The following is a 24,853-nucleotide window of genomic DNA, read 5'->3' as shown; positions in this document are numbered from 1 at the left end:
AAAGGGTTGATGAAATTTGATCGATGTAGAGAATCTTACAAGGAAATTTGGTGATTTAACAGCAGTAGATAATCTCACATTCCATATCAATGAAGGAGAGGTTTTCGGTTTTCTGGGGCCAAATGGTGCCGGAAAAACCACCACAATGAGAATGCTTAGTTGCCTCATATCAAAGACAAGTGGAGAAGCTAGAATAGCAGGTTATGATGTTAGTGATGAAGCTGATTCCTTGAAAATCAGGAAGATCATTGGTTTGCTTCCTGAAAATGTTGGTCTTTATGATGATTTAACAGCTTATAAAAACTTAGATTTTTATGGAAAACTCTATGAATGTTCGGAAACTCAAAGGAAGGAAAATATTAAACATTTTCTTAAATTGTTAGGACTTTGGAATAAAAGAGATGTAACTGTTGGAACCTTTTCTAAGGGAATGAAACAAAAACTAACTATTGCACGAGCACTTATTCATGACCCTGAAATTTTGTTCTTAGACGAACCAACAGCAAATTTAGACCCTGAATCATCAAAAATTGTAAGAGATTTCATACTAGATTTGAAGAAGGAAAAAAAGACCATTTTTTTAAATACACATAATCTCGATGAAGCTCAGAGAATCTGTGATAAAATTGGAATATTTAACACTAAATTAATGGCAATAGGTTCTCCTGAAGAATTAGAAGGATCTATCTGGGGTAATAAAACCGTAATTCAGTTAAAAGAAGTTAATGACAAAATATTGGAAGCAATAAATAATTTATCAATAGGAAATATGGTACACGATAATAATAAATTAACCATTGATGTAGGGGATCCTGAAAAAGAGAATCCAATCATAGTAGATGCTATATTAAATGCCGGTGGACAGGTTCAATATGTTAATCGGCTCAGTCCATCCTTAGAAGAAGCTTATCTGAAAATTGTGAGGGGAGATTAAGATGAAACTTTGGAAAACATGGGTTATCGCAACCAAAGACTTCAGCATATTTCGTAAGAAAAAACGTATTCTATATACATTAATAATTCTCCCACTCCTTCTTTCAATAGGTTTACCTCTAGTTGTCAGGTCCTTAACAAGTCTTGATAATGCAACAACAGAGATCATAACCTTACTGAATGCATTTTCATACTTTTATATTATCTTAGTTTATATACAATCAACAACACTGGCATCCTACAGTATTTTAGGTGAGAAGATTGAGGAAAGTTTAGAACCTCTCTTAGCAACACCCACAACTGATAGTGAACTTTTATTTGGAAAAACAATTGCTTCATTCTTACCCTCAATAGGGGTAATATATGCTACATCCATAATTTTCATGGTGCTTTCAGATTTATTCACATATAACACTCTGGGTTATCTTTTTTTCCCTAATTTAAGTATGGCATTCATTTTACTCTTAGCAGTCCCTCTCTCATCGATTTTAAGCATTCAATTAAATGTTATCATATCTTCGAGAGTAAACGATGTGAGAACTGCAAACCAGCTTGGATTCCTTCTATTTGTACCATTTATGGGAGTTTATATCCTGCTTGTAACAAATGCAATCTCATTAAACATTACCAATCTGGTTATAATTACCATATTCCTCCTTGTTATTGATGTAATTTTATTCTACCTAAGTAAAGCCACTTTTAGCAGGGATAAAATACTCACAAAATGGAAATAACTTTAAATATCCATAAAAACTTAAACTAATCATAAAAATCATTTTAAGGAATTATACAAAAATTTATCTTTTTTATTTATAATTCTAAAAATTTTTTAATCTTGATATTGTTAATCATATATGCATTTTTCGTAATGATCTATATTTGATATTAATGATTTGGAAATATCTTATTGGAAAAAGATTTATAACATAATTACACCTTAATTCGGTGAATTTAAATAAAATAGGGTCTATATTATAATTAGGTGATAATATGGGTGAACTACCAATAGCTCCAATAGGAAGAATAATAAAAAATGCAGGCGGACTTAGAGTTAGTGAAGGTGCAGAAACTACTTTAGATAAATATTTAGAGGAATATGGTGAAAATATTTCACGACAAGCTGTTAAACTTGCAAAACATGCAGGAAGAGTAACAGTTAATGCATCGGATATTGAACTAGCAGTTAAAGAAATGCAATAAAAAAATTTATTCTTTTATTTTTTTTAGTTAACTTAACAAAGTTTTTGATTTAATCTGAATCTAAATCTCTGTTCAATAATTATTTACTTGAAATTGAACTAAAGTTAATATGCAAATTACATAAAAAAATAATTTTTATTTCAAAATGGTGAAAAAATGGTGAAAAAAACAGAATTAAAACAAAAAATCGTAGGAATTGGTTTCGAAGATGATTTGATAGTTAGATCACAAAGAGGTAAGATGTACAGTGTAAAATTAGCAGATGACCTTGAAATAGATATTAATGAGTTATTGGCTAAAGAATCTGATAAAACCATCTGGGCCAATATCGACACAGAGGCAGATATTTGGGTAATTACTGATGTTGAAATAAACGATGATTAATCCAGTCTATCGTTATATAAATTAGTTTTAATAGTCATTATAGTATTTTTAGCAAGTCTTAATCTATTGATTTTATCGACAATGTTCACATTGTCTATAATATCTAATGTGGCATAAGTAACATTGTATTTAGCAGATTCAAGCATGGATTTTTCATTTAAATCTTCCATGCTTTCTGTTATCATGTCAATTTTATCTAAAACAATATTTAACTCGTAATTTACATTTCCAAGATCGATAACCTCTTGAGTTGAGATGAACATAATATCGATTAAAGCATCTAACCTTTCGATTAGAATATTTAGTTCAATTAAAATGTCTTCATAATTCATTTTATCACATATAGTTTTTTTTTAAACATTAAATGTTATATTATTTATCATAATTAATTTTTTGGACATTTATAAATACAATACCCATTATTCACCTGTTGAAATTCATTATTAACCTATGTTAAACTAAACAGATTATAAGTTGCTTTCACCGATTTTATAAAGATAAATTTTATCTCTATAATCGATTTTTGCAGGTTTCCAATCATGAAACGTCCAAACGTATGAAACAACAAGGGTTCCTGGTTTTAATTCTTTTACAAGCTTTTTTTTAAGCTTTTCATTGGCTTTACTACCTAAAAAAAGAGTTACGGCTGTTGCATCAATGATATCTTCATTGAAAAAATTACCCCATTTAATTTTTGATTTGTCCCGAATTCTATAAAAAAATAAAAACATCCTTGACCATAAAACCCGTATTGGATCTGCTTCTATTCCCACTGCCTTGGCACCATAACATTTCACAGCTTCGGTTATAATTCTCCCATCTCCAGAGCCAAGATCATATAAAACATCATTTGGACCAATTTCAGCTATTTCAAGCATTTTCTTTACAAGTTTCTTTGATGTTGGCTGAAAACCAGCTCCTATTATAGCAGACCACATTATCCAAGATATAATAATTGAAGTGACAGTAATAATCATACCTATAATAAGATAAAATTCCAATTTCAACACTCCATTTTATGATTTGTTCAAAATATTATTTAATTTTTGATTAATAAGTATTATCCACGTTTAAATTTCGATAATATCCGTTTTACTGTGATAGCGAATACTCCACCTATCATAACTAATATTACACCAATCATCATGCCTAGAATACCAATTTCAATACTTGACAAAATAAATTCATTCAATGTAAAAGCATTTGAAATTATTAAACCGATGAATACGGCTATTGTTGATAATGTAAATCCGGATATACATCCCAATTTAATAGATGTCCATGATATTATACTATTATAGCTTGTTTGAGATAGGTAGAAGTATAAATATCCAATGAAGAGGGATATTATCACATATTGTAATGGTATTTCAACATATAAATCTATATATATTCCTCCACTTAGTTTTTAGGGACGTCACCAAACTGGTATGTCTGTTCGTGTATTTTTCTAGCGTTAAATTTTTCCATCTTGTAACTTCTTGTTTTTGGATCTATATATGCCCATATCAATCTAATTTTAGCACCACTAATATACGGCCTTTTGTATATTGCACATAGATGTGTTGGCATATACCATAAAAGTGCTCCACTATCCCAGTATAATGAAGGCTTTTTCCATCATTATAATAAACATCCCCTATACATGTCCATGCATAGTTTCTGTTGGGAACATTACGAATTATTACTGGTTGATACCAGGAGTTTGCCGCACCTATGTCGTGGTTATCAAATTTTAAGTCTAGTTCTGCTGCATATGTTGGTGTAGCCGTTGTTACACAAGATAAAATTGTCAAGCATAAGAAGGCAACTAAAATTTTTGATATATTTCCCATTTAGTATTCTCCCCATTGTATCTTTTCAAGGAAACGTTTACTTGACATAATTATTATGAACTTTAAAATATATAATACTTATTAACAATTTTCAAAGAAATAATATTTGATCCTATTTTATCAAAGATTCTTACAGCAGACTAAAGACAACAATTTTAAAAATAGCCTGGAAAAATAGAGAATAGATAAACAAATGATAACGAATTCATTTTTCATTGGTTATCTATTTTGATTTTTTTATATTTCAATCAACATAAGTATTATATATATTATTATTCATATTACTGATGTATTAGTTTATTATTTTAGATTGAGATAACAGTTTTTGGACAATATGTACGCTTATAATACAGTTAAATAAAGAAAAATTAACTATTTAACTAAAAAAGGGAGAAAAAATGATGAAAAATGGAGAAGGGTTAATATTAGTTGGTACGGTATTATTTATAATATTTCTTCTATTAAAAACGAATATAACTCTTACTATGTTTGCTTTACTATTATTAGTGATGGGATTTCTTAATTATTATGGAAATAATTATAAAAAAATTACCTATTCCTTATTTGCCCCACTGATCTATCTAATTGGACTATTATTCATATACATTCAATACAAACCAGACACATTCACACTTGTAATAAATGTATTCATAATTATAATACTATTTATTGTAGCTGTGAATCTGAGTATAAAAAGAAAATAACAGTTATTTAGGAATTTAAAAAACATCACTTAAATAATATAAAATTAAGCAATAAGTAAAGAATTTTCATAATTTTTTAATATTAAAATAGGAAAATTAAATTAATAATCCTATTTTTACTTCGCTATATTAACCTATAACGAAATAAATTTTGATTATTTATTCAATTTAATAGACATCAAATAGAATCATTTAGATATTTTATATTTCATTTTTTGCCATTTCTCCACTCTAATGCCCAGAATATTTAATTACTATTCTTTGCGTCTATTCTATTAATTTTAGGCATTATAATTGTAAAAATAGAAAGTTTTATTCTGGATTATAACAAATATTTGTTTTGGGGGATAGGATTAGATAAGTTTACTAAGATATTGATTGTTTTAGTTATTATTTTAGTTGCAGGACTGAGTTTAACTGTTGGTTTAGTGCTTGGTAACTATTTAAACAAACCTTTGATGATAAATAATACAACAAATTCATCCAATAGCTCAACACAAAGTAATCAAACAAATTCGACTAATCAAAGCAAGATAAGCAATACTAAAAATAATTATATAAGTGCAAGTGAAGCGATAAGGATAGCTAAGGCAGCATGGCCTGTGTCCAAAGCCACGTATTACATAGATACTTATCCCACATCCAAATCACCTTACTATGAGGTTACCGTTCAGGATAATCCTAATATCGGTCCCGGTGGGTTTGTTGAGATTAACGCAATCACTGGTGAGGTAATAGAGAAAGGTACATAATATAGAATTTTAACCTATTTTCACAAATGAATCTCACTTATAATTACATTAAAGAATTTGATGAATGCAAATATATCATATTTAACTAGGATTAAATACTAAGTCTATTTTAAAAAAAAAGGAAGATATTGGAATTAATATTGTGTGAACTCGTTTTTTATAATAGTATTATTTTCTATTATTATGTCCTGAGAGTATTCCATTTTGCTTTCTGCGTTAATAGTATTGTTGTATAATGTAGTATTATTGTAATTTAGTTGTGCTGCTGTCATGTGAATCTGTGCATGGGCTATGTATGGACTAGCATAAGTACGGAGAGGAAGATCCCAAATTGCCGGAGTATAACCTCCACTTTCCCAATAATAACCAGGCCATTTACCACTAGCTTTACTAAACCATACTGTTCCACATACTGTCCATGCGAAAGTACCACCAGCTATATTTCGAACAATATGTGGTTTAAACCAAGAAGTAGCTGTATAATAACCTCCTGAATCTACCTTTACTTCAATGGGATATACTGCATATGTTCCATGTATTGAGACGAATAAACCAAATAGAGTCAAAATTAAAAATAAACTCTTGATTTTTTGATTCATTATTAATTCACCTCCTATAATTCACCTCACTTAGTTCGAAAACCTATATAATAATATATAAATTTATATATTTACATTTTTCCATGTTAAGTTTAAAAGTATAAGTAAATTAATAAGTTAAAGAATAATTAATAGTGTACAAAATCTGAGTTAATTAATAATTATTTTATGAAAAAGGAGTTTTGAAACATGTTTGATTTAAATAAATATTACACAAACCTAGATCTAGATGAAAGAATATCTACAATAGGTCTTATTTCGCTAATGTTATTGTTTGTAAGTGTTTCTCTTCATTTAAGTTTTAATTTTTATGGATCACTAAATGGAAACTTAACATCTTCAATAATATTTTTAATAACTATTTTTTCAACACTACTTTATTTTTATTTTCTAATCATAGTAGTTAAAACAAAAAATAATTCATTAATTAATAGAATAATCATGATCACTTACATTTTTCTTGCAATAGTACTATTCCTATTTAAAAATATTTGGTTTAGCATGAAATTTTATTAAAGATTATTTAAAGTTATTATACTCTAATCATGAACCTAACACGATAAAAGAAGTTTTAATTTTCTTGCATTTAAGCCTCATTTTATGCCTCAAAAATTTAGTTTAAGCCTCATGAAAAATACGCCTCAATTTATGCCTCAAAAATTTAGTTTAAGCCTCATGAAAAATACGCCTCAATTTATGCCTCAAAAATTTAGTTTATGCCTCAGGATTATTAGTAGATTGATACTTTATCGCTCTACCTTTACCTATAGTATAAATTTGTCCTTTTTCTACAAGATCTTTAAGATCTCTGGAAGCTGTTTGTCTAGAAACTGAAAATTCTTCTTGATATAAACTATTAGTGTAGTATCTTTTTTGATTTACCATCATTTTTAATGCTTCAATCTGTCTGTTGTTGAGTCCTAATTCTCTTAAATCAGTCATTCTTTCATCAGGGATATCTGATACTAGATCAAGTATTTTGTCTCCCGGTCCATAGAATTTTACTACAAAATAATCTCCTTCTTCGGAAAATTCAGGTTCTTTTAAGCCATGTTCTACCATTAATCTTTTCATTTTTCTTACACCAGTACCAATCTTGAAGCCACTTTTTAAGATCATTTAATATTTTTAGGTCCAAAAACTCTTCAATGATATATTTATTATTATGGGATATCCAAATTAACAATTTAAGAAAATGATTTGGAACTACACTATCTTGATTTAAAATTTCATCAAGTTCCTTAATATCCTTCTTGTAAGATTCTTCAGAAGTATATAAATTAAATATATTGCCTAAATCTGAATAATATTCTTTTGAATTCATTTTATTAGCTTTTAATCCTAAGGATATGAAAAGATTAGAATTAAATAAATATGTTTTTGACGTTCTTCATACAAATGTTATATGTTTCATAATTAAGCGGATCTAATAAAAATTCAAAGAGTTTCGTAATTAAATTAATAGAAGGAGCATATAACCTAGAGAAAGTTTTACAAAAATTTTCTATATTTTCTTTATTTTCAAAAATTAATTTTTAATATCAGGATGAGCAAAAAATGGAAAATTCCAACTTTTAAAACCTCTACTTGTATCATCTATTAATCAATAATCTATATCAATCCATTCTTTATTTATTATTTTAACACTTTAGAGTGTCATTCAGAATAAAAAGTAAAATATATTTTTTAGAAATCTCTAATTTTTATAATAAGGGGTTATTATAATATTTAAATTTTATAGTACATATTATTTTATTAATTAGTAATATTTAAATAATAATCTTTACAAAAATAGTATGTAGAAACTAAAATGGATAAATAAAGAGCGGTGAATTGAAATGTTTTTGAAAGAAAAATGGCTTTTAATAACATTAATATTTACTATAACATTAAGTATACTACCATCCAGTATTTGTGCTGCAAATTTAGACAATATAAACAATCCAACACAGTCTAATATTGGATCGTTTTATGTAGATGATTTTTCAAAAATAGTAGATGCAATAGAATCTAAAGAAGTTAAAAATTGGATTGGAAATCATACTGACGTAGATCCGAATAATTTCAATTTCGCAAGAATAGAGAAAAAAAATTTGAACGACAAATCAAATTTTATAAGATTTTACGATAAAAATAATCATGAAATTTATTATACGATAACGCCAGGAAGTACTTCAGTAATAGAATCAAATGTTGAAAAATCCAGAAGCGTGCTATTACCTCAAATTGGCCCTAATCATTTTCGTATTGTTAATAGTCTAGGGAAAACAGTTGATTATGTAAGTGTAAAATTCTTTCGTATGTTAGGTGGTGCTCCAATAGGAGGTCAGGTAATCGAAAGACATAAAATACCCAGTGGTGGTTTATTAAATTATAATCCCAGCCCAGAATGGTCACATGTAACAATCACTATTAATGTTGATGATCTGGGTCTGTTGCGTGTGAAACCAGATATTTGGCATTGGTGTCTGCCATTAGGCACTTGGCATACAGGAATCATTAAAGAAGATAAAGGGTATTATCTAGACTTTGGATAAAGATAGGAGTGGTGTAAAAATGGATAATGTTTTAAGAGTAGTCTATGAAAATGGTTATAAAGTTGTAGGAGTACTGTTATTAATTTATATCTTCATTTACATTATTTTGTGGATTATTGCACTTTCACCTTTTTAATTATTTTCTACCTATTTTTTTAATTCATTTAATCAGCTTAGACTATGCTTTATTCTATAGGTCAAGCTATTCAACTTCGTTAAATCGTTAGGTATATAGCGAATTCTTTGATAGAGTTCGTGAACAGGCTGCAAAAAATCTAATCAGAAAATCAGGGACCCTCCAAATGATACTTGGACGGCATCCTGTGAACAATGGTGAGCTGGTAGGATTCCATGATTATATTGTTGGAGGATTCTCGATTTTTTGGTTAAGCTTCTCGATAGAGTTCGTAATGTAATAAATTCGTTATATACCGATTTGACGCTCGTTGTAATAGGTTTCCCCTGGTAGGGCTGAGAATAATCAACCATAGAATATAAGATAATATATATTCCTTTTTCAGAGTTTAATCTGTATTCTTAAATAAAGAATTGAAATTAATATTTTTATTTAAAATTTTGTTAGATTATACCCCTAAGAAAAAATTTTTTTACTAGAATGTAGGTTAATCATCAGGTTAATCATCAGGTTACTAAAACATAATGAGTACTTCGACCTTTACCTTTGGCTGCAATTTACTTCGAGATCAAGCATCTTTTTTAGTTCATCATAAGCACTTGAATGAGACAAATTAAACATATTCTGAACGTCTTTCTTAGTTATTTTACTATTTTCAATTATTTTTTCAACGATCTTCATTTGTCTATCATTTAAAGGAATTTGACCCTTCTTTTTAAGAAATTTAACATCTTTACTTAATCCCAGTACTTTATCTTTTACGAACTTTATACTAGTCAAAACACCAGTTGTAAAATATTCAAGCCATTGAGTTAAATCTAATAAGTCCGGATTAACGGTTTTTAAAGTTTCATAATATTTGTCTCTATCTTGATTATAATAATCATCCAAACTAAAAAATCGTTTTATATCATAACCCCTTCTATAAAGTACAATCATAACCATTATACGTGCAGATCTACCATTTCCATCTATAAATGGATGAATTCTAACAAGTTCATAATGAGTTATACTTGATACAAGAACTGGATTTAATTTTTCAGTATCAGGGGAATTGAACCATGAAAGAAAATTATCAATTAATCTGGGACAATATCAGTATTCGGTGGTCTAAATATAATTTCACGAGTAATTGGCTTTAATCCCAACATGAATATGCTGAACATAACCATTATTGCAAATAAAGGTACATTGTTTTTTAAATACATCTCTTGTTACTACCTGTGGATTATTTATTGAAAGTAAATTTATAAATCAAAATTCTATTAATTATGACCTATAGTAATGATTAAAAATATAAACTTTTAACTTTTAAATTTATCTAATAATCTGAAGAGATTTATAATAAAAGAGTGTTAATAAAACTAATATTGAAATTATCCAAATTTTTGGAAGTAAATATTATTTACCATAATTTAATAGAGATATGATCATAATTACTGTAAAAATATAATTCATGTAGGTGGAATCAATATGATTGATATTAAAGTAACAAAAACATTTAAAGGATTAACAGTTGAATTTAAAAACTTATCGAGTAAACCTTTGTTTCAAGAGCTAAACACAGGATTTCTTTTATTACAATTAGAAGACTCAATTTACAAAAAAAGTGATAAAAAAATATGTGATTTAATTCCTTTACATTACACTTTTATAAATAATCATTATAATTTAAACCCACAACAGGTAGCAGAACTTGAAGATTGGTTTAATCAACCAGCGGAAGAGTTATTAAAATATTTAGGTGATGACTATTTTGATTTTATAAATGAATCTGAATAAACATTTATTCTTTTTTTAATTATTCTTTATTACTATGTTAGTTCATATTTTTGACGGGATTATAATTTTGAGGTAATTTAGGTAGGGTTGGGTTATGGTGTCATTCCAACTAAGTATACCCATATCAACCATTTGGGCGATATTTGTAGACGTAATGGCTTTTGTATCAGAAGCCAATTGGAATAAAGTATGAGTATTAACAAGGGCTCCTGTAGATACATCCCTAACTCCAAGACAGTTCATATAAATAATTTTATCATTTTGAACAATAACCATTGCTAATCCGGGAATTCCTGTTTGAGGATAGGTTGATTTCACATAAGCATCAAAAAGATGGATAATATTGTCCATTGGGGTAGGTGTAGGTTTGGGAGTAGGATTTGGAATAGGTTTAGGTGAAGGGCTAGGTAAAAAATTAGAAGAACTTGATTGGCCAGAAGATAATTTTAAAATTAATAATCCTGTTAACAAGGATAATGGTCTATTAGACGGTAATATATTGTTATTGGTGTTATTCATGTTTCCGGTGTTTATAGCGGTATTATTAACTCCAAAAGTACTAGGTTGTGAATTATAAATGATAACTCCAGCTACAACAACTACTAAAACACAAACTAAAATTAATCCTCCCAAAACTTTATTATCCATCCTAATCCCCCCATTAGAATTTCATATAAATATTCTTATGTAGTTATTACTTTTTGATATTCTTTTCTATTTATAGAAATTTTAAAATTTATTTTTACTAAAAATTTAAATTATCTCAAATATTTTTTTGGATAAAATTATTAAATTTTTATTTAAGATTTTTTTTAAAAAATCAAAGTTGTTATAATGTGATTAAATTAAATAATTTAATTCTATACGTGGATTATTTATTTTAACCCTGTTTATTTAGCTTAATTGAACAAATAATGTCTCGTTCAATGTTCAGTGATTTTAAAAATGTGAGAAACTATCATATTTGAACTGCGAAGTATACATGTAATGATATAAATAATGGTATTTAGTTGATTTTTAAAAATTAGAAATTTTTTTGTACCATTCATGGAATGTTTAAAGTTCAATAATTCAATTAAAAAAGTTGGAATTTTATTTTTGTAACAATTAATGGATCAAAAAAATTTTTTGAATATCATTATTTGTAACTCGAAAATAATTGGTAAATCGTTTGTAATATTTTTAAATTTCATTATTTTTTGTAAAATCTGAAACAAAAAATAATAATTAGTAAAACAGAAATACAAAAAAAATTTATTTGTAAATAAAATTAAAGATACTAATAAATTATTTCTTACTATTCATAGCATTATCAATGGAAGTGGCCAGTAACTTACTGTCAATTTCATCTTTAACCAGATAATCCTGAGCACCCCTACCAACAGTACTAACAGCGAATATATCTTCCTTAAGTCCGGTAAGAACTATTATGGGTATATCTGGGGCATTATATTTCATAATATTAAAAGTGTCCATTCCTTCACTATCAGGTAGGCCTAGATCCAATAGAATTAAATCAAAATCATCCCTTACAATAATTTTTATTCCATCATCGAGCCTGGTGGTATGTACAACTTCATAACGGTTATCATCAGCTTCTTTTAACATTTCTATTATAGATTTTGTATCACCAGGATTGTCCTCAATCAATAGAATTTTGATGATTTGTTTTTTCATTTTCTTCCCCGAAAACTTCTTATTATTATTTATAGAGAATACAAGTAATATATTTTTCTATAGAATTAGGAATATGTACCATAACTGAAAATAGATGAAGAATTCAATATCCTTAACAATTCCACTATAGATAATGGTACAAATTGTACTCACACAATATTAACTTCATTTATTCCCACTTAGAAGACTATTTTTTCTACCATAAAAATAATAAATAAACAAACCAATTATGAGCCACAAAATAAATCTAATATGAGTTATGGACGGTAGTTGTGTAACCAAGAAAAAACAGAAAACAATAGCTAAAATAGGAATTACTGGTACTAATGGGGTTTTAAATGGACGTTTTAATTCTGGTTTTTGTTTTCTAAGTATAATTATTGCTGCTGATACTATAATGAAGGCTGCTAGGGTACCAATATTCACCAATTCAGCTAATTCAGTAATTGGTAGAAATGCTGCAAGTATAGATGCAAAAATACCAACAATTATTATTCCATTTGTTGGTGTTCTAAAATCTTTATGTAATCTTGAAAAAAATTCAGGAAGTAAACCATCCCTGGACATTGCGAAAAATACTCTACTTTGACCGAAAAAGCTTACTAGAAGAACAGAAGTTATTCCACACAAAGCCCCAATAGAGATCACTATATCTGCCCAATGAATCCCTAATTGATTTAATGCAAATGCAACAGGAGCAGCAGTTTCTTTGAACATATAATATGGAAGAACACCATCTAAAACTCCTGAAACAGCAATATAAAGGATGGAACTTATAAGTAGTGATCCTAGAATTGCAATTGGAAAAGTTTTTTTAGGATCTTTAACCTCTTCGGCAGCTGTTGTAATGGCGTCAAAACCTATATATGCAAAGAATATGATTGCTGCACCTTTAAATACTCCGCTCCAACCATAGGGAAGGAAAGGATGATAATTAGCAGGATTTATATAATTAACACCAATGGATATGAACAACAAGATTACGGATAGTTTAATTATTACAATCACTGTATTAACCTGGGAACTCTGTTTTACTCCTCGAATTAAAAGCCATGTTATACTGACTATAATTAGCACTGCTGGAATATTTATTAGCCCACCTTCAACTCCAGGAGGATTTATTAGTTGTGCAGGTAGAATTAACCCTAATGATGTGAAAATATTTACTATGTAACCTGACCAACCAACAGCAACAGTAGCAACAATCACCAGATATTCTAAAATAAGGTCCCAGCCAATAATCCAAGCCAATAATTCTCCCAAGGTTACATAACTGTAGGTGTATGCACTGCCAGCTATGGGAATCATGGATGCAAATTCTGCATAGCAAAGTGCAGTGAATAAACAGGCAACACCAGCAATTAAAAAGGATATAATAATAGCTGGGCCTGCATAGAATGCAGATGCAATCCCTGTTAGTATGAATATTCCCGCACCAATAATTGCACCAATACCCATGAGTAGAAGTGCAGGAGTACCTAAAACACGTTTAAGTCCATTTTTGTCTTCTGTGATTTCAAGAAGTTCATTTATTGATTTTTTCCGAAATATTTTTCGATCCATGTAATAAATTTGGATGAATTACTATACTGGTAGATATTAAATAAAAAACAGAATAAATACACCTATAACTTTTGTTCATCCAAACCCCCTACTCTTTTTTTAGTTTTTCTTTAAATAAAACTTCCTAAAAAGAATGTTAAAATCAAGTAGTTATAAATTAATTGGGATTAAATATCGACTTTAAAGTTTGATCTTAATATAAGGATATATTGAAAGTTTACTTTTACCGGATTAATATGAAATAATTCTAATTAAATCTGCTATTTAAAATAATCACATAATTATGTATGAAAATGTAATAAAATGTAAATTAATCATTAATTATACCATATATTGGATATATTTAAATATTTATTAAAACAAATAATAATAAGTTGGAGTTTGATTTTATGGACTATAATCAATTCCATTATCATGCCAAATGTTGAAGTCAGTACTTAGTACTTGCTTCAACTACCTCCATTATTCTAATTCTAAAAAATGGGAACGTGTTCATTCATGAAATTACGAAAACCAAGTGAGAACAAAAGGATTAATAAAGAAATGTTGAATGAAATAAACGATAAACCAGAAGAATTAGAAGAATCTTTAGAACAATTTATATCTAAAATTGAAGCAATAAAGGGCATGATTATTCATGAAATTCAGAAAATCCTCGGAAAACAAAATACAGGAAAACCAAAAAAAATCAAAAGATCTCTTAAAAAAAGCAAGTAACTGTAAAACAGAAGAATTAGAAAATCTACTTAAATTAATTGAAACTACAACAGTAACATCCAAAGATACTGATAATGATCTTTTAATGGCAAAAACTATGGTTACAAGTAGATTGGCATCTATTCGGGATAAATAATTCAAATTAACCTTAAATCATTATTATTTATCATTTTCTTTATGATTGATTAAATCACATGCAACCTTTTCTTTTAATAGTTCTTCTATTACAGCTGAATTCTCTTGATATTCAAGTGAACCTTTGCATTTTGGACATATGAAGTTGTCTTCAGATGCTTTTTCAAATATATACCGATGTCCATTATTACATACAAAAAACATATTTTCTTCTTCATACTTAACAGATTTTTCAATTTGTTCGGATAATTTATCATATTTTTTTGTTATGAGATCATAGACCTTGTCTTCTTCAAATTTCCAACTGTAAATTTCCCATTTTGTCTTAGGATCTTTGGTCTTTGTGTAGGAAATAACACCTGCATCATTCATTTTATAGAGAACTTTCCTTACTAAAGTCAATACTATTTCAGTTTCCTCTGAAATTTCTTCGGCAGAAGTTTTACCATCTAATATGCATTCAATAATTGGAATGCTACATTTTTCATCGTCTGTTATATCCATTAAAATTTCCTGTACAATCGGATCATTTAACATTATTATCATACTCCCACAACATAAAAATCCATATAACCCAAACAACTGAAAATTATAGTTAATTGTATTAAATTAGAATATAAACTTTGTTTTTAAATTATAATATTTCAATTAATATTTAGATATGAAATGATAATCAAATTTCAACTCCTTTCATTTTTATAAATTCTTTTCCTCTTTAAGCTTTATTTTAAATCTTAAGGGTGTTATATTAGTTTTAAAACTTAATATAATTTGTTATTAATTATCCCTACCTTTTTAACATATATTATTAATACCTTTTTTAGATTAACCAAGATAAAGAATTTTAGAAGATGATTAGATTGATAGGATTAATTAGATCAGTAAAAAATATGGGGAAATTAAGGTTGTTAATAATGTTAAAGAGTTTAATAATACTATAAAGGGATATTATTATCTGTGAAAAAATGATGTTGATAATACCATCTCTTCAAATTAAATGTGCTTTTATAGAAATTTGATAACAAAAATTAAAAATAGATTTGGAGATCACGTTCCTTTTTTTAACAGTTTTTCTTCATATTTTTTTATCCATATAATTTCCTTAAGTATCAGATCACCATGTCCCTTGGGATTACAAATGATCTCTGAAATCCTTTCTTCGGTAATATGGTCAAGAAGGATTTCCCATTCACTTAAATCGCTGTAAATATCTCTTTTAACATGGAAAACATCTAGTTCAAATAATTCTAGAACTTGGTCAATATCTTCTCCAACATTCAATTTATGAATATATTCTGCTATTACATGAGGTAAAAACTCAACAATTTTAATTTGGGTTATCAAATAAGCTTCGTATGGATTTTCATAGCTTACATGCTCAACATCTATAAATCCATTCAAATCATCGGTGGAAGATTTATTGATCTGATTGTAATGTTTATTCAGTTCTTCCACAAGATCTCCATGACTGTTTTCAAGGGAAATCTTGTAGGTCAACATTTTTTCAATGATCTGCACTCGTTCATTGGACTCGTTGATATATAATTCCTCCAAATCATTTATCCATTACATAGGGAGTATAATCCGTTTTAATTGAGTTTCACACCATCTGTAACTGGTAGTTTTCTGAGCCATCCTATATCACTTTTGTAGAGCATTCTTATATCGGTTATTCCTAATTTCAACATAGCTAACCTTTCAATTCCAAGTCCAAATGCTAATACTGGTGTTTCAACTCCTAATGGTTCTAAAACTTCTGGTCTGAACATTCCAGATCCTCCAAGTTCTATCCAGCTTTCCTTCTCAGGTAAGTATATTTCACATTCTGTTGATAGATATGTGTACGGGAAGTATGCAGGCCTGAACCTCACTTTAAACCCTAATTTATGATAAAATTCTTCGATAATTCCAAGAAGATTTTTATAATTAATATCCTCAGCAGCAACAATTCCCTCGACTTGATGGAATTCTGGAAGATGTTTATATGTAATTGTTTCCCTTCTGAAAACTCTACCAACAGAGAACATCTTAAGGGGAGGTTTATATTCGGATAAAAACCTTGCAGACACACATGTGGTATGTGTTCTTAAAACAGATTGTTTTGCAACTTCACGATCCCATGTGTACTGCCATCCTTCGGATTCAGTTGTTCCCCCATTCTCATGGACATCTGAAACTCTTTTAACGAGTTGATCATCAGGTAATTGAGAATGTTTAGGATTTTTAATATAAAATGTATCCTGCATTTCACGTGCTGCGTGATCTTGAGGCTGGAAAAGACAGTCAAAATTCCAGAAAGCTGATTCTAAAATATTGCCGCTTGACTCTGTAAAACCCATGTTAAGGAACACGTCTCTAATCTCTTCAATAATTCTTGTTAATGGATGTATCTTACTTGGAAATGTTTCAGGATGCTCTGCATTAATATCATAACTTCTGAACTTCAAAGACTTCCATGAACCAGTTTTCAATTGTTCATGGGTAAGTTGGGTTGCAGTATAAGTGAGATCAACACCATGCTTCAATACTTTTTTACCTTCTTTAGTAACTTTTAAACGATATTTAACATCTTTTTTAACAGAGAGTATTCCTTTTCGCTGTTTTAAAAGGTTGTAACCATTTTTAATTATTTTTGAAGGTTCGAAAAGCAGAAGTTGTTGCATTTCAAGCAATGTTTTAAGGAGCTGTTCATCATTGAAATCCGTATCCAGGGCTTTTTTACCATCTTCTGTTATTTTAACAATTCCTTTATCGATGAAAGCCCATTTCTTTCGAATAATCCATCCTATTGCAATTTTAACTTCATTAGGTTCCAATCTAGTTTCTTTACCAATGTCTGTCATTGGAATGGAATTTTTTTCGCCTAAAACTTTTAATATATTCCTTTCAGGTAATCCCTGCTTAGCATATACTTGACCATCGTCTGTAAGGCTTAATATATCTTTAACATCCTTTTGAACCTTTATCAAACCCCTTGATTCAAGAATTCCTGCAGCGCTCATAACAGATTTAATGTCCATTTTCTGAGATTCAACTATTTCTTCGGGTGTAGCTTCATATCCTGCAGATTCTAATCCCTTTAAAACCTTTTTTTCGTAAATGTGTAATTCATCAATAATTTTCAGGAGTTTATCATCGTTCATATTAATCATTTCCAATTGATCTATTTAGTAATCAAATAAATATAAAATTTCTATTCTAAAAATTATCATTATATTCATCAAGAAGAGCAACCATTACTGATGATGCTGTCAGATCGGCTGTTGTACCCGGATTTAAACTTTTTTCAATTAGATCTTGGTCGAATTTATTTAACATATCCCGACCTTTATCTGTTAAGATTCCGCCTTCAGATATTATCATATTTGCATCTTCAGAAACCTTTTGAGCTATTTCAGCACCATATTTCCGGGATATCAATGTGTCGTCATATATTGACAGTATTGTTAAAAATGTTTGTACTGTTGCATTATTTATGCCATTGGTTTCTTTAACTCCTTTGTAAGTGGGATATCCTATTTCAAATGTAATGGGCATGGTTCTTGTAAGTTCAAATGCAAGCATATCCCATTGGGAGGATAGATCAAGCACATCGTACATATTTATATTTTTATCAATAAGTTCTTTTTTGGCATCAGTGCTTCCAACATCTAGATCTTCCCTTTCTCCCATGCCTCCAGCATCTGCTATGTTGATTGCATCGTATAGATTTGCAGCATCATAGGGGGTTGTGTTTCTCATTATGTTATCCACATTATTTTGGAGCTCATTAACATTGCTGCTCATTCCTGCGGCTGCTGATAAAGGTGTTAAAAGCATGACAATCCCTAAATTGGTGTTGTTGGCTATCCATTTATTTGTTTCAAGCACAGCTTCCTTTATTAATTTACCTATCTCAATTTTATCCAGGGAATCTTTTTTATTATATTTAAATCCTCTTTTGGCAGCTTTTTTCATGGTGTCACCAATTACTACACCGCTTATTAAAAAGTCTTCAAATACCATATCTGGAAAATCACGTGTTCTGTGAACATTACCGGGTTTAGGATGTCCACTAACCTCTAATACAGATGCAATCTGTGCTGTTTTTGCAATGAAATCAGGATCCAATTCATATAACTCCTTTTTAAATCTATGTTCAGATTTTTTAATGAAATCTCTAATAAACTTTTTAGATTAAATGCTTCCTTCCAAAAATTCAGGTGCAAAATGAGTAATAATAAGATCAGCGCCCGCCCTTTTGATTGATTGAAGAGATTCATAGATGGATTCTTTTGTAATATATCCTGCATTTATGCCTGCCATTAACATTGAATACTCTCCACTCACTTGATAAGCCGCTGTTGGCATCTTAAATTCATCTTTCACACCTTTAATAATGTCAAGATAAGGCATTGCAGGTTTTATCATTACAATATCAGCGCCTTCGTCAATATCCATTTTTACTTCTCTTAGTGCTTCACTTGTATTGGATGGATTCATCTGATAGGATTTCCTGTCACCAAAGCATGGGGCAGAACAAACAGCATCCCTGAAAGGTGCATAAAATGATGATGAATATTTAGCTGAGTAGGACATAATAATCGTGTTGTAATGGCCATTTAAATCTAAAGTCTTTCTTATAGCTCCAACTCTACCATCCATCATATCTGAAGGCGCAACTATATCCGCACCGGCTTCAGCATGGCTTAATGCTATTTTTGAAAGATAATTAAGGGTTTCATCATTAATTATTTCATCATCACGTATTATTCCGCAGTGCCCATGGGAAGTATATTGACACATACAAACATCTGTAATCACCACAAGATCTGTTTCTTTTTTAAGTCTTCTCACAGCTTGTTGAACTATTCCGTCCTTATTATATGCCATTGAACCCTTATCATCCTTTAATAGTGGCATTCCAAAGAGAAGTACAGATGACAATCCTATTTCTTCGAGTCTAGAGGCTTCTTCTACAGTATCGTTTATGGAGTACCTGTATTGACCGGGCATTGTGTCAATATGTTCTTTCTGACCATCTTCAAGTCCTTCTTTCACAAACATTGGATAAACAAAATCCTCTGGATTCAGCTTGGATTCTGTAAGTATGGTTCGAATGTTATGATTTTTCCGTAATCTTCTCATTCTTGTAACTGGAAATTCCATTTTATCACTTTTTTCTTTGTTAATGATTTCTTATATGATTATGAATCTAGAAGTATAAATAATAATAAAATTGAAAAAGATTGAATTTCAATATATAATATCCATAATATTAATTGAAATTAAACAGAAAATAAAATGAATATTTAAGATTCAATCTTTTGCTGTATTCATTCGCTTTCAACATTAACCAATTTTTTAACACGTTCGATTGAATGTATAACGGCATTTGGTTCTATTAAAACTTTTAATGCTTCCTCTTTGCAGATTTCAACACATTTACCACATTTTCTACAAATCTGATTATCAATTATTGCCTTTCCATTGTGAATTTTGATTGCATTTACAAAACAGATGTTATCGGCTGCACATTTTCCACAACCTCGGCAAAGATCCTGATTGAATTCTATTTCAACTCCAATCATTGGGGTAAAACCTTTACTAATCTCATCTGGCAATTCTGGAACCATTTTCCATAAACAACAACAGGGACAGCAGTGGCAAATTGATAATAGTTCTTCTTTAGGGCCTGTGTTTAACCATACACTGTCAATCTTATTACGGCCAATAATATGTATTAATCCTGCATCGTGGCATCTATCAATATGTTCTATAGCTTCATCTGGATTTACCATCCGACCAAATTTATGTGATATCCTTTTAGTGCCCTTACCAAGGAACAAACAACCCAGTTCATGCGGATAATCAGTGCAATCAGATGATACTCTACATATGCAGAAATCCATTATAAAATGATATCTGGAACTTCTTACCATTTCCTTTAAAACATCGTTTGGAATAATAGATTCCTCTGAAGCTGGTATTTCTCTGTTTATTTCAATATTTTTCAATTTTAAATTATCAGATTTTAAGGTTCTTGGTATCACCTGTATATCATCCCCATCAAAGAGCAGTTTATCAACTATCTTAGCAATAGGTGGAATTTTTTTACAGGTTTTAGCTAGTAAAAATCGAGATTTAAATGTTAATTTTATAAATTTAACACTGATATCTGAAAAGGATACACTGAACATTATATTCTCCCTTGTAATCATCTTCAATCCTGTTAATGTGCAAGCACTTTTTTGAAAGTCCATTTATATTTCATATTCTAAGTAGTAATCGATCATTTTGTCCATAAGGTTTTTTATTGTAATATCTTTTGGCATGTTCAACAATTAATGCATGATATTCATTATAAACACTTTGTTCAGGTTCTAAATTTGATTCAAAAACATATTTGATCTTATTGTAGTTGTCATTCTCTTTGATTATACCGTTATGTATGAAAATTCTTTTTGTGTAGGCATCAACAACAAATTCGGATTGTTTATAAGCGTAGAGTAAGATTGAATCTGCTGTTTCATTCCCTACACCCTTTACTCTTAACAGTTCTTCTCTTGTTGGAATCGTGCCATCTAATGAAATATAAAAATTTGTAACTGCTTTTATATATTTTGCCTTCTGATTGAGAAATCCAGCACATCTTATGGTTTCTTTGAGGGTGTCATCTCCCAAGGATAGTAATTTTTCAGGATTTATTGCATTTAAATTGTTTAAATTTAACAAGGCTTTTTCAGCAGATGTCCATGCTGTATTTTGAGTTAGTATTGTACCCAGTATGATTTCATATATTTCATCTCTTGTTTTGGGTAAAATATAATTTAGTGGATGATATCCTTTTGTTGCACCTGTTTTAGTGGTATTTGAACATTCATAGTTGATTAATGGCCACCATCCCTGCGGACCATATTGATTGTATAGTTTGGAGAAGATTAATTTAATTTCTTCCCCCACTTTGTTTGTCATAACAATAAACACCTCCAAAACCCCCTATTTACCAGGGATAAATGATTACACATCAATATACTATAAAGAGAATCCAAATTTGTAAAGAAAATGGATTGATATCGTATGAAATTGTTAACCAAAGATATCTTATCAAGATTTATTAATTTATCTGAAGATTCTATTAGAGGATATAGAATTGCATTGTTATTAATACAGTAATTTTTTGAAATACATTAAGAGAGTTTATGAATGAAGCTGAAGAAGAAATATGTATAAATAACCCAAAGATTAAATTTTATAAGGTTTCACTTAAACTTTAAACTGAGATTAAATTTTATTTGTCTATAAATATGTAAACCGGGGATTCTGATAGTGATTATAAAATGTAAAAAATGTGGGAATGAATATGAATTAGGATATAATGAGAACCTTTCAGACTATCAATGTGAATGTGGAGGGGAATTATCCCTTAATAAAAGGGCATCTGAACCTGTTAAAACTCTTAAAACTCAAAAAAAATCTGATATTATAGAGGATTTAAATGAAAAAGGTAAAAACAGAAAAATTTGGATAGCAAGGGCGTGTAGCATTGCTCTCATATTAACTACAGTCTTTGGAGTGATGATTTTTCCCGATAACACTACTTCTGGAAATAGTACTACAAATATATCAAAAAATCCAACAAATATACCTAACAATACTTACTCCGGAAATGGATTAACATTTAACTATCCTGCTGATTGGAAACAAATATCAAATCTCTATAGTCCTAGTAGATGGGGATATCCCAATCCATTCCTTGCATATTATGAACAAAATGGGAATAATGGTGAAAAGTATATTGAAACTTATTTTTACATAAAACAACGAGATGTGGGATCTTTAGCTGAGATGCTCAAGATTTATAGGAGTGATATTGCATCTATTAGTCAAACAGAAGTTTCAGAGCGAAACATCACCGTCAATGGGATGAAAGCAGTGGAACTCATTAAGACATGGCGTACTGGTAATAAACAATATAAAGCCCTGACTGTACACATCGAAGTTATTCCAGGATCCAAATATTATAGAATCGGATGTGTAGTCCCAGCTAGTGAATATAACGCCACCCTACCTAAATTCGAGATGGTTGTAAACAGTTTTAGACCCCTTAATTTAAGGTAAACGTTTTAACAAGAGTTCTTAATAAGTTTATATTTTTTTTTTTTTAAGAGGTTGAGTCATTATTAATTTTTGTAATTTTTTTTAGTGGCTTTGTTTGTTATTTTAGATGGTTGTTGTTGTATTTTTTGCGAGTATTTGTTTTGTTTGTTTTGTTATTGTGTTAAATATTCGTTTTATGTTGTGTGCGATGTATATTAGGTTGTTTTCTGTTTCTATTTGTTTTAATCCTCTTGTATAGTATTCTGTGAACTTTAAGTTTTGTTTTATGTTTCCAAATGGCCATTCAACGGTTTCTTTGCGTTTTGCAAATTCTAGTTTTGCTTCAGGTGTTTCCATTTTTAGAGACATATTTTTTGCTAACTCGCCGCTGTAGTCGGTTATTATTTTAACTCGATTTTTTCCTGTACAGTTAGTTTGATCTGGACATTTTAAACATTCGTTGGTGTAATATTGTTGTCTTATTTTGTTGTTATATTTATATGTCTTTTGATATGGTAATTTTTTATTGTTTGGACATAAATATTGATTATTTTGATGATCATATTTGAAATTGTGCTTAGAAAATGTTTTTATATCTTTTTCATCAATTTTAGCTTCGTGTGCTTGTTTTCTGTTGGGTATATATGCATCTAGTTTATTTTCATATATGTATGCTATATTGTCTTGTGTAAAGTATCCATTATCTGCGCTTATACATGTTTTAGCGGATAATGGACCTATTGTTTCGATTATTTTTTCTATTTGTGGTATTAATTGGTGGTGATCAGTGGGTTGTTGTGTTACACTGTTTGTGAGTATAATTCCAGATTTATGGTCTACACTGATTTGGGAATTGTATGATAGTTCTATTTTATTCTTTTTATTTTTCATCCAGCGTGAATCTGGATCTGTTAAGCTAACTGATTTTTGTCCACTGCTTTTTAGTTGTTTTTCGGCATTTTCTAGTTTTTCTAATGCTTTTTTTGGATTTTCAATCACTTGATTGATAATATTTACAGCTGCTTTTTTTAGGGGTTTATTTTCTGATTCTTTCTCTACTATTTCTTTTAATACTTCGCGTATCAATTTTTTTCTTTCTTTTTTGGTTTTAGGGAATTTGAGTTCGTTTGAATTTTCTTCGCCTTATAATTCGTCTTCTTCTTTGTCGACATCGATTCCTTTTTGTAAAATTTTTTTAATGTCTTTTATTTCTTCTTCAGTTAGATTATTATCATTTGATGCGTTTGCTTTGAATTTTGTACCATCTATGGTTATATGTTCTAAATTAAGCAGTTCTAGCCTTTTGGCTGTGTGTACAGTTGTTTGAAATGCTTTTTCTATTAATCTTCGTGCTTGGATTTTGAATCTTAAAATTGTCCTAAAATCTGGTGATTCTACGCCAGATAAGTACGTATAAACAAAATTTTCATTTGTCAGTTTCATTATTTGCCTTGATGAAAAAACACCATCCACAGAAGCCATAATAATTATTCTCATAAGCATACGTCGTGAATAAGCAGGTTTACCTGCACTATATCGATATTTTTTCTCAAGTTTTCTAAAATCAAGTTCGTTAACCATATCTTCAATAAAATAACAGATATGATTCTTTGGAATAAGCTCAGTCAATTCCAAAGGCACTAAAAAAGATTGACCTATTTTATCTTCTCGTAAAACCATAAACACAACCTCTAACTAAACACAAACAGTATAATAATACTAGAACAACCATCAATATATAATTAACCCCCAAAAAGATATCAAAAAAAATAATAACAACAAATACAAAAAAAGTAATATAATTATGGGTCAGCCTCTTA

General features: G+C 29.3%; 30 protein-coding genes. 10 read left to right on the top strand and 20 right to left on the bottom strand.

What is annotated here, in order from left to right; all coding sequences use genetic code 11:
* Positions 1–16: 16 nt before the first annotated feature.
* From K8N75_RS12535 to K8N75_RS12520, 4 genes are all read left to right on the top strand, one after another.
* The gene (locus tag K8N75_RS12535; RefSeq protein WP_223792397.1) at positions 17–934 is read left to right on the top strand and encodes an ABC transporter ATP-binding protein; all 918 of its coding nucleotides are present in this window, start codon (positions 17–19) and stop codon (positions 932–934) included.
* 1 nt (position 935) lies between these two features.
* Positions 936–1,667: an ABC transporter permease subunit gene (locus K8N75_RS12530; protein WP_223792396.1), complete on the top strand. Its 732-nt coding sequence runs from the start codon at positions 936–938 to the stop codon at positions 1,665–1,667.
* Between the two features lie 256 nt (positions 1,668–1,923).
* Positions 1,924–2,133 (top strand): histone family protein, encoded by a 210-nt coding sequence (locus K8N75_RS12525; RefSeq protein WP_223792395.1) that lies wholly within the window; start codon positions 1,924–1,926, stop codon positions 2,131–2,133.
* A 156-nt stretch (positions 2,134–2,289) separates the two neighbouring features.
* Complete coding sequence (locus K8N75_RS12520; RefSeq protein WP_223792394.1) at positions 2,290–2,517, top strand: hypothetical protein; 228 nt, start codon at positions 2,290–2,292, stop codon at positions 2,515–2,517.
* Here the strand turns inward: K8N75_RS12520 and K8N75_RS12515 are convergent.
* From K8N75_RS12515 to K8N75_RS12500, 4 genes are all read right to left on the bottom strand, one after another.
* Positions 2,514–2,849: a hypothetical protein gene (locus K8N75_RS12515; RefSeq protein WP_223792393.1), complete on the bottom strand. Its 336-nt coding sequence runs from the start codon at positions 2,847–2,849 to the stop codon at positions 2,514–2,516. The genes K8N75_RS12520 and K8N75_RS12515 overlap by 4 nt on opposite strands.
* Before the next feature lie 135 nt (positions 2,850–2,984).
* Entirely contained in the window at positions 2,985–3,518 is a 534-nt protein-coding gene (locus K8N75_RS12510) for an SAM-dependent methyltransferase (protein WP_223792392.1), read from the bottom strand.
* Between the two features lie 59 nt (positions 3,519–3,577).
* Positions 3,578–3,784: a hypothetical protein gene (locus tag K8N75_RS12505; protein WP_223792391.1), complete on the bottom strand. Its 207-nt coding sequence runs from the start codon at positions 3,782–3,784 to the stop codon at positions 3,578–3,580.
* Positions 3,785–4,025: 241 nt separating this feature from the next.
* The gene (locus tag K8N75_RS12500; RefSeq protein ID WP_223792390.1) at positions 4,026–4,352 is read right to left on the bottom strand and encodes a hypothetical protein; all 327 of its coding nucleotides are present in this window, start codon (positions 4,350–4,352) and stop codon (positions 4,026–4,028) included.
* Positions 4,353–4,750: 398 nt separating this feature from the next.
* Here K8N75_RS12500 and K8N75_RS12495 point away from each other — a divergent pair, with 398 nt between their 5' ends.
* Both K8N75_RS12495 and K8N75_RS12490 read left to right on the top strand, forming a co-directional pair.
* A complete protein-coding gene (locus tag K8N75_RS12495) occupies positions 4,751–5,056 on the top strand; it encodes a hypothetical protein (RefSeq protein WP_223792389.1) in 306 nt (101 codons plus the stop codon).
* 374 nt (positions 5,057–5,430) lie between these two features.
* The gene (locus K8N75_RS12490; RefSeq protein WP_223792388.1) at positions 5,431–5,808 is read left to right on the top strand and encodes a PepSY domain-containing protein; all 378 of its coding nucleotides are present in this window, start codon (positions 5,431–5,433) and stop codon (positions 5,806–5,808) included.
* 134 nt (positions 5,809–5,942) lie between these two features.
* On the opposite strand, the gene K8N75_RS12485 is transcribed toward K8N75_RS12490, so the two are convergent.
* The 3 genes from K8N75_RS12485 to K8N75_RS12475 all read right to left on the bottom strand — a co-directional run bounded on the left by K8N75_RS12485 (position 5,943) and on the right by K8N75_RS12475 (position 7,731).
* Positions 5,943–6,407, bottom strand: coding sequence for a hypothetical protein (locus K8N75_RS12485; RefSeq protein WP_223792387.1), 465 nt, complete (start codon positions 6,405–6,407; stop codon positions 5,943–5,945).
* Between the two features lie 714 nt (positions 6,408–7,121).
* Positions 7,122–7,481, bottom strand: coding sequence for a DeoR family transcriptional regulator (locus K8N75_RS12480; RefSeq protein ID WP_223792386.1), 360 nt, complete (start codon positions 7,479–7,481; stop codon positions 7,122–7,124).
* The gene (locus K8N75_RS12475; protein WP_223792385.1) at positions 7,441–7,731 is read right to left on the bottom strand and encodes a hypothetical protein; all 291 of its coding nucleotides are present in this window, start codon (positions 7,729–7,731) and stop codon (positions 7,441–7,443) included. Before K8N75_RS12475 ends, K8N75_RS12480 begins: the two co-directional genes overlap by 41 nt.
* Before the next feature lie 514 nt (positions 7,732–8,245).
* Between K8N75_RS12475 and K8N75_RS12470 the strand changes: the two genes are divergently transcribed.
* Positions 8,246–8,944, top strand: coding sequence for a hypothetical protein (locus K8N75_RS12470; protein ID WP_223792384.1), 699 nt, complete (start codon positions 8,246–8,248; stop codon positions 8,942–8,944).
* A 676-nt stretch (positions 8,945–9,620) separates the two neighbouring features.
* Here the strand turns inward: K8N75_RS12470 and K8N75_RS12465 are convergent.
* Positions 9,621–10,160, bottom strand: a complete 540-nt coding sequence (locus tag K8N75_RS12465; RefSeq protein WP_223792532.1) for a Fic family protein — start codon at positions 10,158–10,160, stop codon at positions 9,621–9,623.
* A 393-nt stretch (positions 10,161–10,553) separates the two neighbouring features.
* Between K8N75_RS12465 and K8N75_RS12460 the strand changes: the two genes are divergently transcribed.
* The gene (locus tag K8N75_RS12460; RefSeq protein WP_223792383.1) at positions 10,554–10,862 is read left to right on the top strand and encodes a hypothetical protein; all 309 of its coding nucleotides are present in this window, start codon (positions 10,554–10,556) and stop codon (positions 10,860–10,862) included.
* A 42-nt stretch (positions 10,863–10,904) separates the two neighbouring features.
* Here the strand turns inward: K8N75_RS12460 and K8N75_RS12455 are convergent, their stop codons facing one another.
* The 3 genes from K8N75_RS12455 to K8N75_RS12445 form a co-directional block, all read right to left on the bottom strand.
* Positions 10,905–11,510: a serine hydrolase gene (locus K8N75_RS12455; RefSeq protein WP_223792382.1), complete on the bottom strand. Its 606-nt coding sequence runs from the start codon at positions 11,508–11,510 to the stop codon at positions 10,905–10,907.
* Between the two features lie 639 nt (positions 11,511–12,149).
* On the bottom strand, positions 12,150–12,539 hold the full coding sequence (locus K8N75_RS12450; RefSeq protein WP_223792381.1) for a response regulator: 390 nt from the start codon (positions 12,537–12,539) through the stop codon (positions 12,150–12,152).
* Positions 12,540–12,704: 165 nt separating this feature from the next.
* Complete coding sequence (locus K8N75_RS12445) at positions 12,705–14,102, bottom strand: amino acid permease (protein ID WP_223792380.1); 1,398 nt, start codon at positions 14,100–14,102, stop codon at positions 12,705–12,707.
* 637 nt (positions 14,103–14,739) lie between these two features.
* On the opposite strand from K8N75_RS12445, the gene K8N75_RS12440 reads away from it, so the two are divergent.
* Positions 14,740–14,955 (top strand): hypothetical protein, encoded by a 216-nt coding sequence (locus tag K8N75_RS12440; protein WP_223792379.1) that lies wholly within the window; start codon positions 14,740–14,742, stop codon positions 14,953–14,955.
* 23 nt (positions 14,956–14,978) lie between these two features.
* On the opposite strand, the gene K8N75_RS12435 is transcribed toward K8N75_RS12440, so the two are convergent.
* The 7 genes from K8N75_RS12435 to K8N75_RS12405 all read right to left on the bottom strand — a co-directional run bounded on the left by K8N75_RS12435 (position 14,979) and on the right by K8N75_RS12405 (position 21,908).
* Positions 14,979–15,491, bottom strand: a complete 513-nt coding sequence (locus tag K8N75_RS12435) for a transcription factor (RefSeq protein ID WP_223792378.1) — start codon at positions 15,489–15,491, stop codon at positions 14,979–14,981.
* A 510-nt stretch (positions 15,492–16,001) separates the two neighbouring features.
* Entirely contained in the window at positions 16,002–16,508 is a 507-nt protein-coding gene (locus K8N75_RS12430) for a hypothetical protein (RefSeq protein WP_223792377.1), read from the bottom strand.
* Between the two features lie 35 nt (positions 16,509–16,543).
* Positions 16,544–18,097: a phenylalanine--tRNA ligase subunit alpha gene (pheS, locus tag K8N75_RS12425; protein ID WP_223792376.1), complete on the bottom strand. Its 1,554-nt coding sequence runs from the start codon at positions 18,095–18,097 to the stop codon at positions 16,544–16,546.
* A gap of 55 nt (positions 18,098–18,152) precedes the next feature.
* Positions 18,153–19,064: a triphosphoribosyl-dephospho-CoA synthase gene (locus tag K8N75_RS12420; RefSeq protein ID WP_223792375.1), complete on the bottom strand. Its 912-nt coding sequence runs from the start codon at positions 19,062–19,064 to the stop codon at positions 18,153–18,155.
* 66 nt (positions 19,065–19,130) lie between these two features.
* Positions 19,131–20,102, bottom strand: a complete 972-nt coding sequence (gene hemB, locus K8N75_RS12415; protein WP_223792374.1) for a porphobilinogen synthase — start codon at positions 20,100–20,102, stop codon at positions 19,131–19,133.
* Between the two features lie 167 nt (positions 20,103–20,269).
* Entirely contained in the window at positions 20,270–21,133 is an 864-nt protein-coding gene (locus tag K8N75_RS12410; RefSeq protein WP_223792373.1) for a 4Fe-4S ferredoxin, read from the bottom strand.
* Positions 21,134–21,203: 70 nt separating this feature from the next.
* Complete coding sequence (locus K8N75_RS12405) at positions 21,204–21,908, bottom strand: endonuclease III domain-containing protein (RefSeq protein ID WP_223792372.1); 705 nt, start codon at positions 21,906–21,908, stop codon at positions 21,204–21,206.
* Between the two features lie 354 nt (positions 21,909–22,262).
* On the opposite strand from K8N75_RS12405, the gene K8N75_RS12400 reads away from it, so the two are divergent.
* Positions 22,263–23,054: a PsbP-related protein gene (locus K8N75_RS12400; RefSeq protein WP_223792371.1), complete on the top strand. Its 792-nt coding sequence runs from the start codon at positions 22,263–22,265 to the stop codon at positions 23,052–23,054.
* 102 nt (positions 23,055–23,156) lie between these two features.
* Here K8N75_RS12400 and K8N75_RS12395 read toward each other — a convergent pair whose 3' ends face one another.
* Entirely contained in the window at positions 23,157–24,119 is a 963-nt protein-coding gene (locus K8N75_RS12395) for a transposase (RefSeq protein ID WP_223792370.1), read from the bottom strand.
* A gap of 57 nt (positions 24,120–24,176) precedes the next feature.
* Positions 24,177–24,713 carry a transposase gene (locus K8N75_RS12390; RefSeq protein ID WP_223792369.1) on the bottom strand — a complete coding sequence of 179 codons (537 nt, stop codon included), beginning with the start codon at positions 24,711–24,713 and terminating at the stop codon, positions 24,177–24,179.
* Positions 24,714–24,853 lie beyond the last annotated feature (140 nt).

The sequence above is a fragment of the Methanobacterium spitsbergense genome (genome assembly GCF_019931065.1).
GTDB classification, from domain to species: Archaea; Methanobacteriota; Methanobacteria; order Methanobacteriales; family Methanobacteriaceae; genus Methanobacterium_B; species Methanobacterium_B spitsbergense.
Note: the sequence above shows the minus strand (reverse complement) of the source record. Positions and strands in the feature narration are given on the sequence as shown.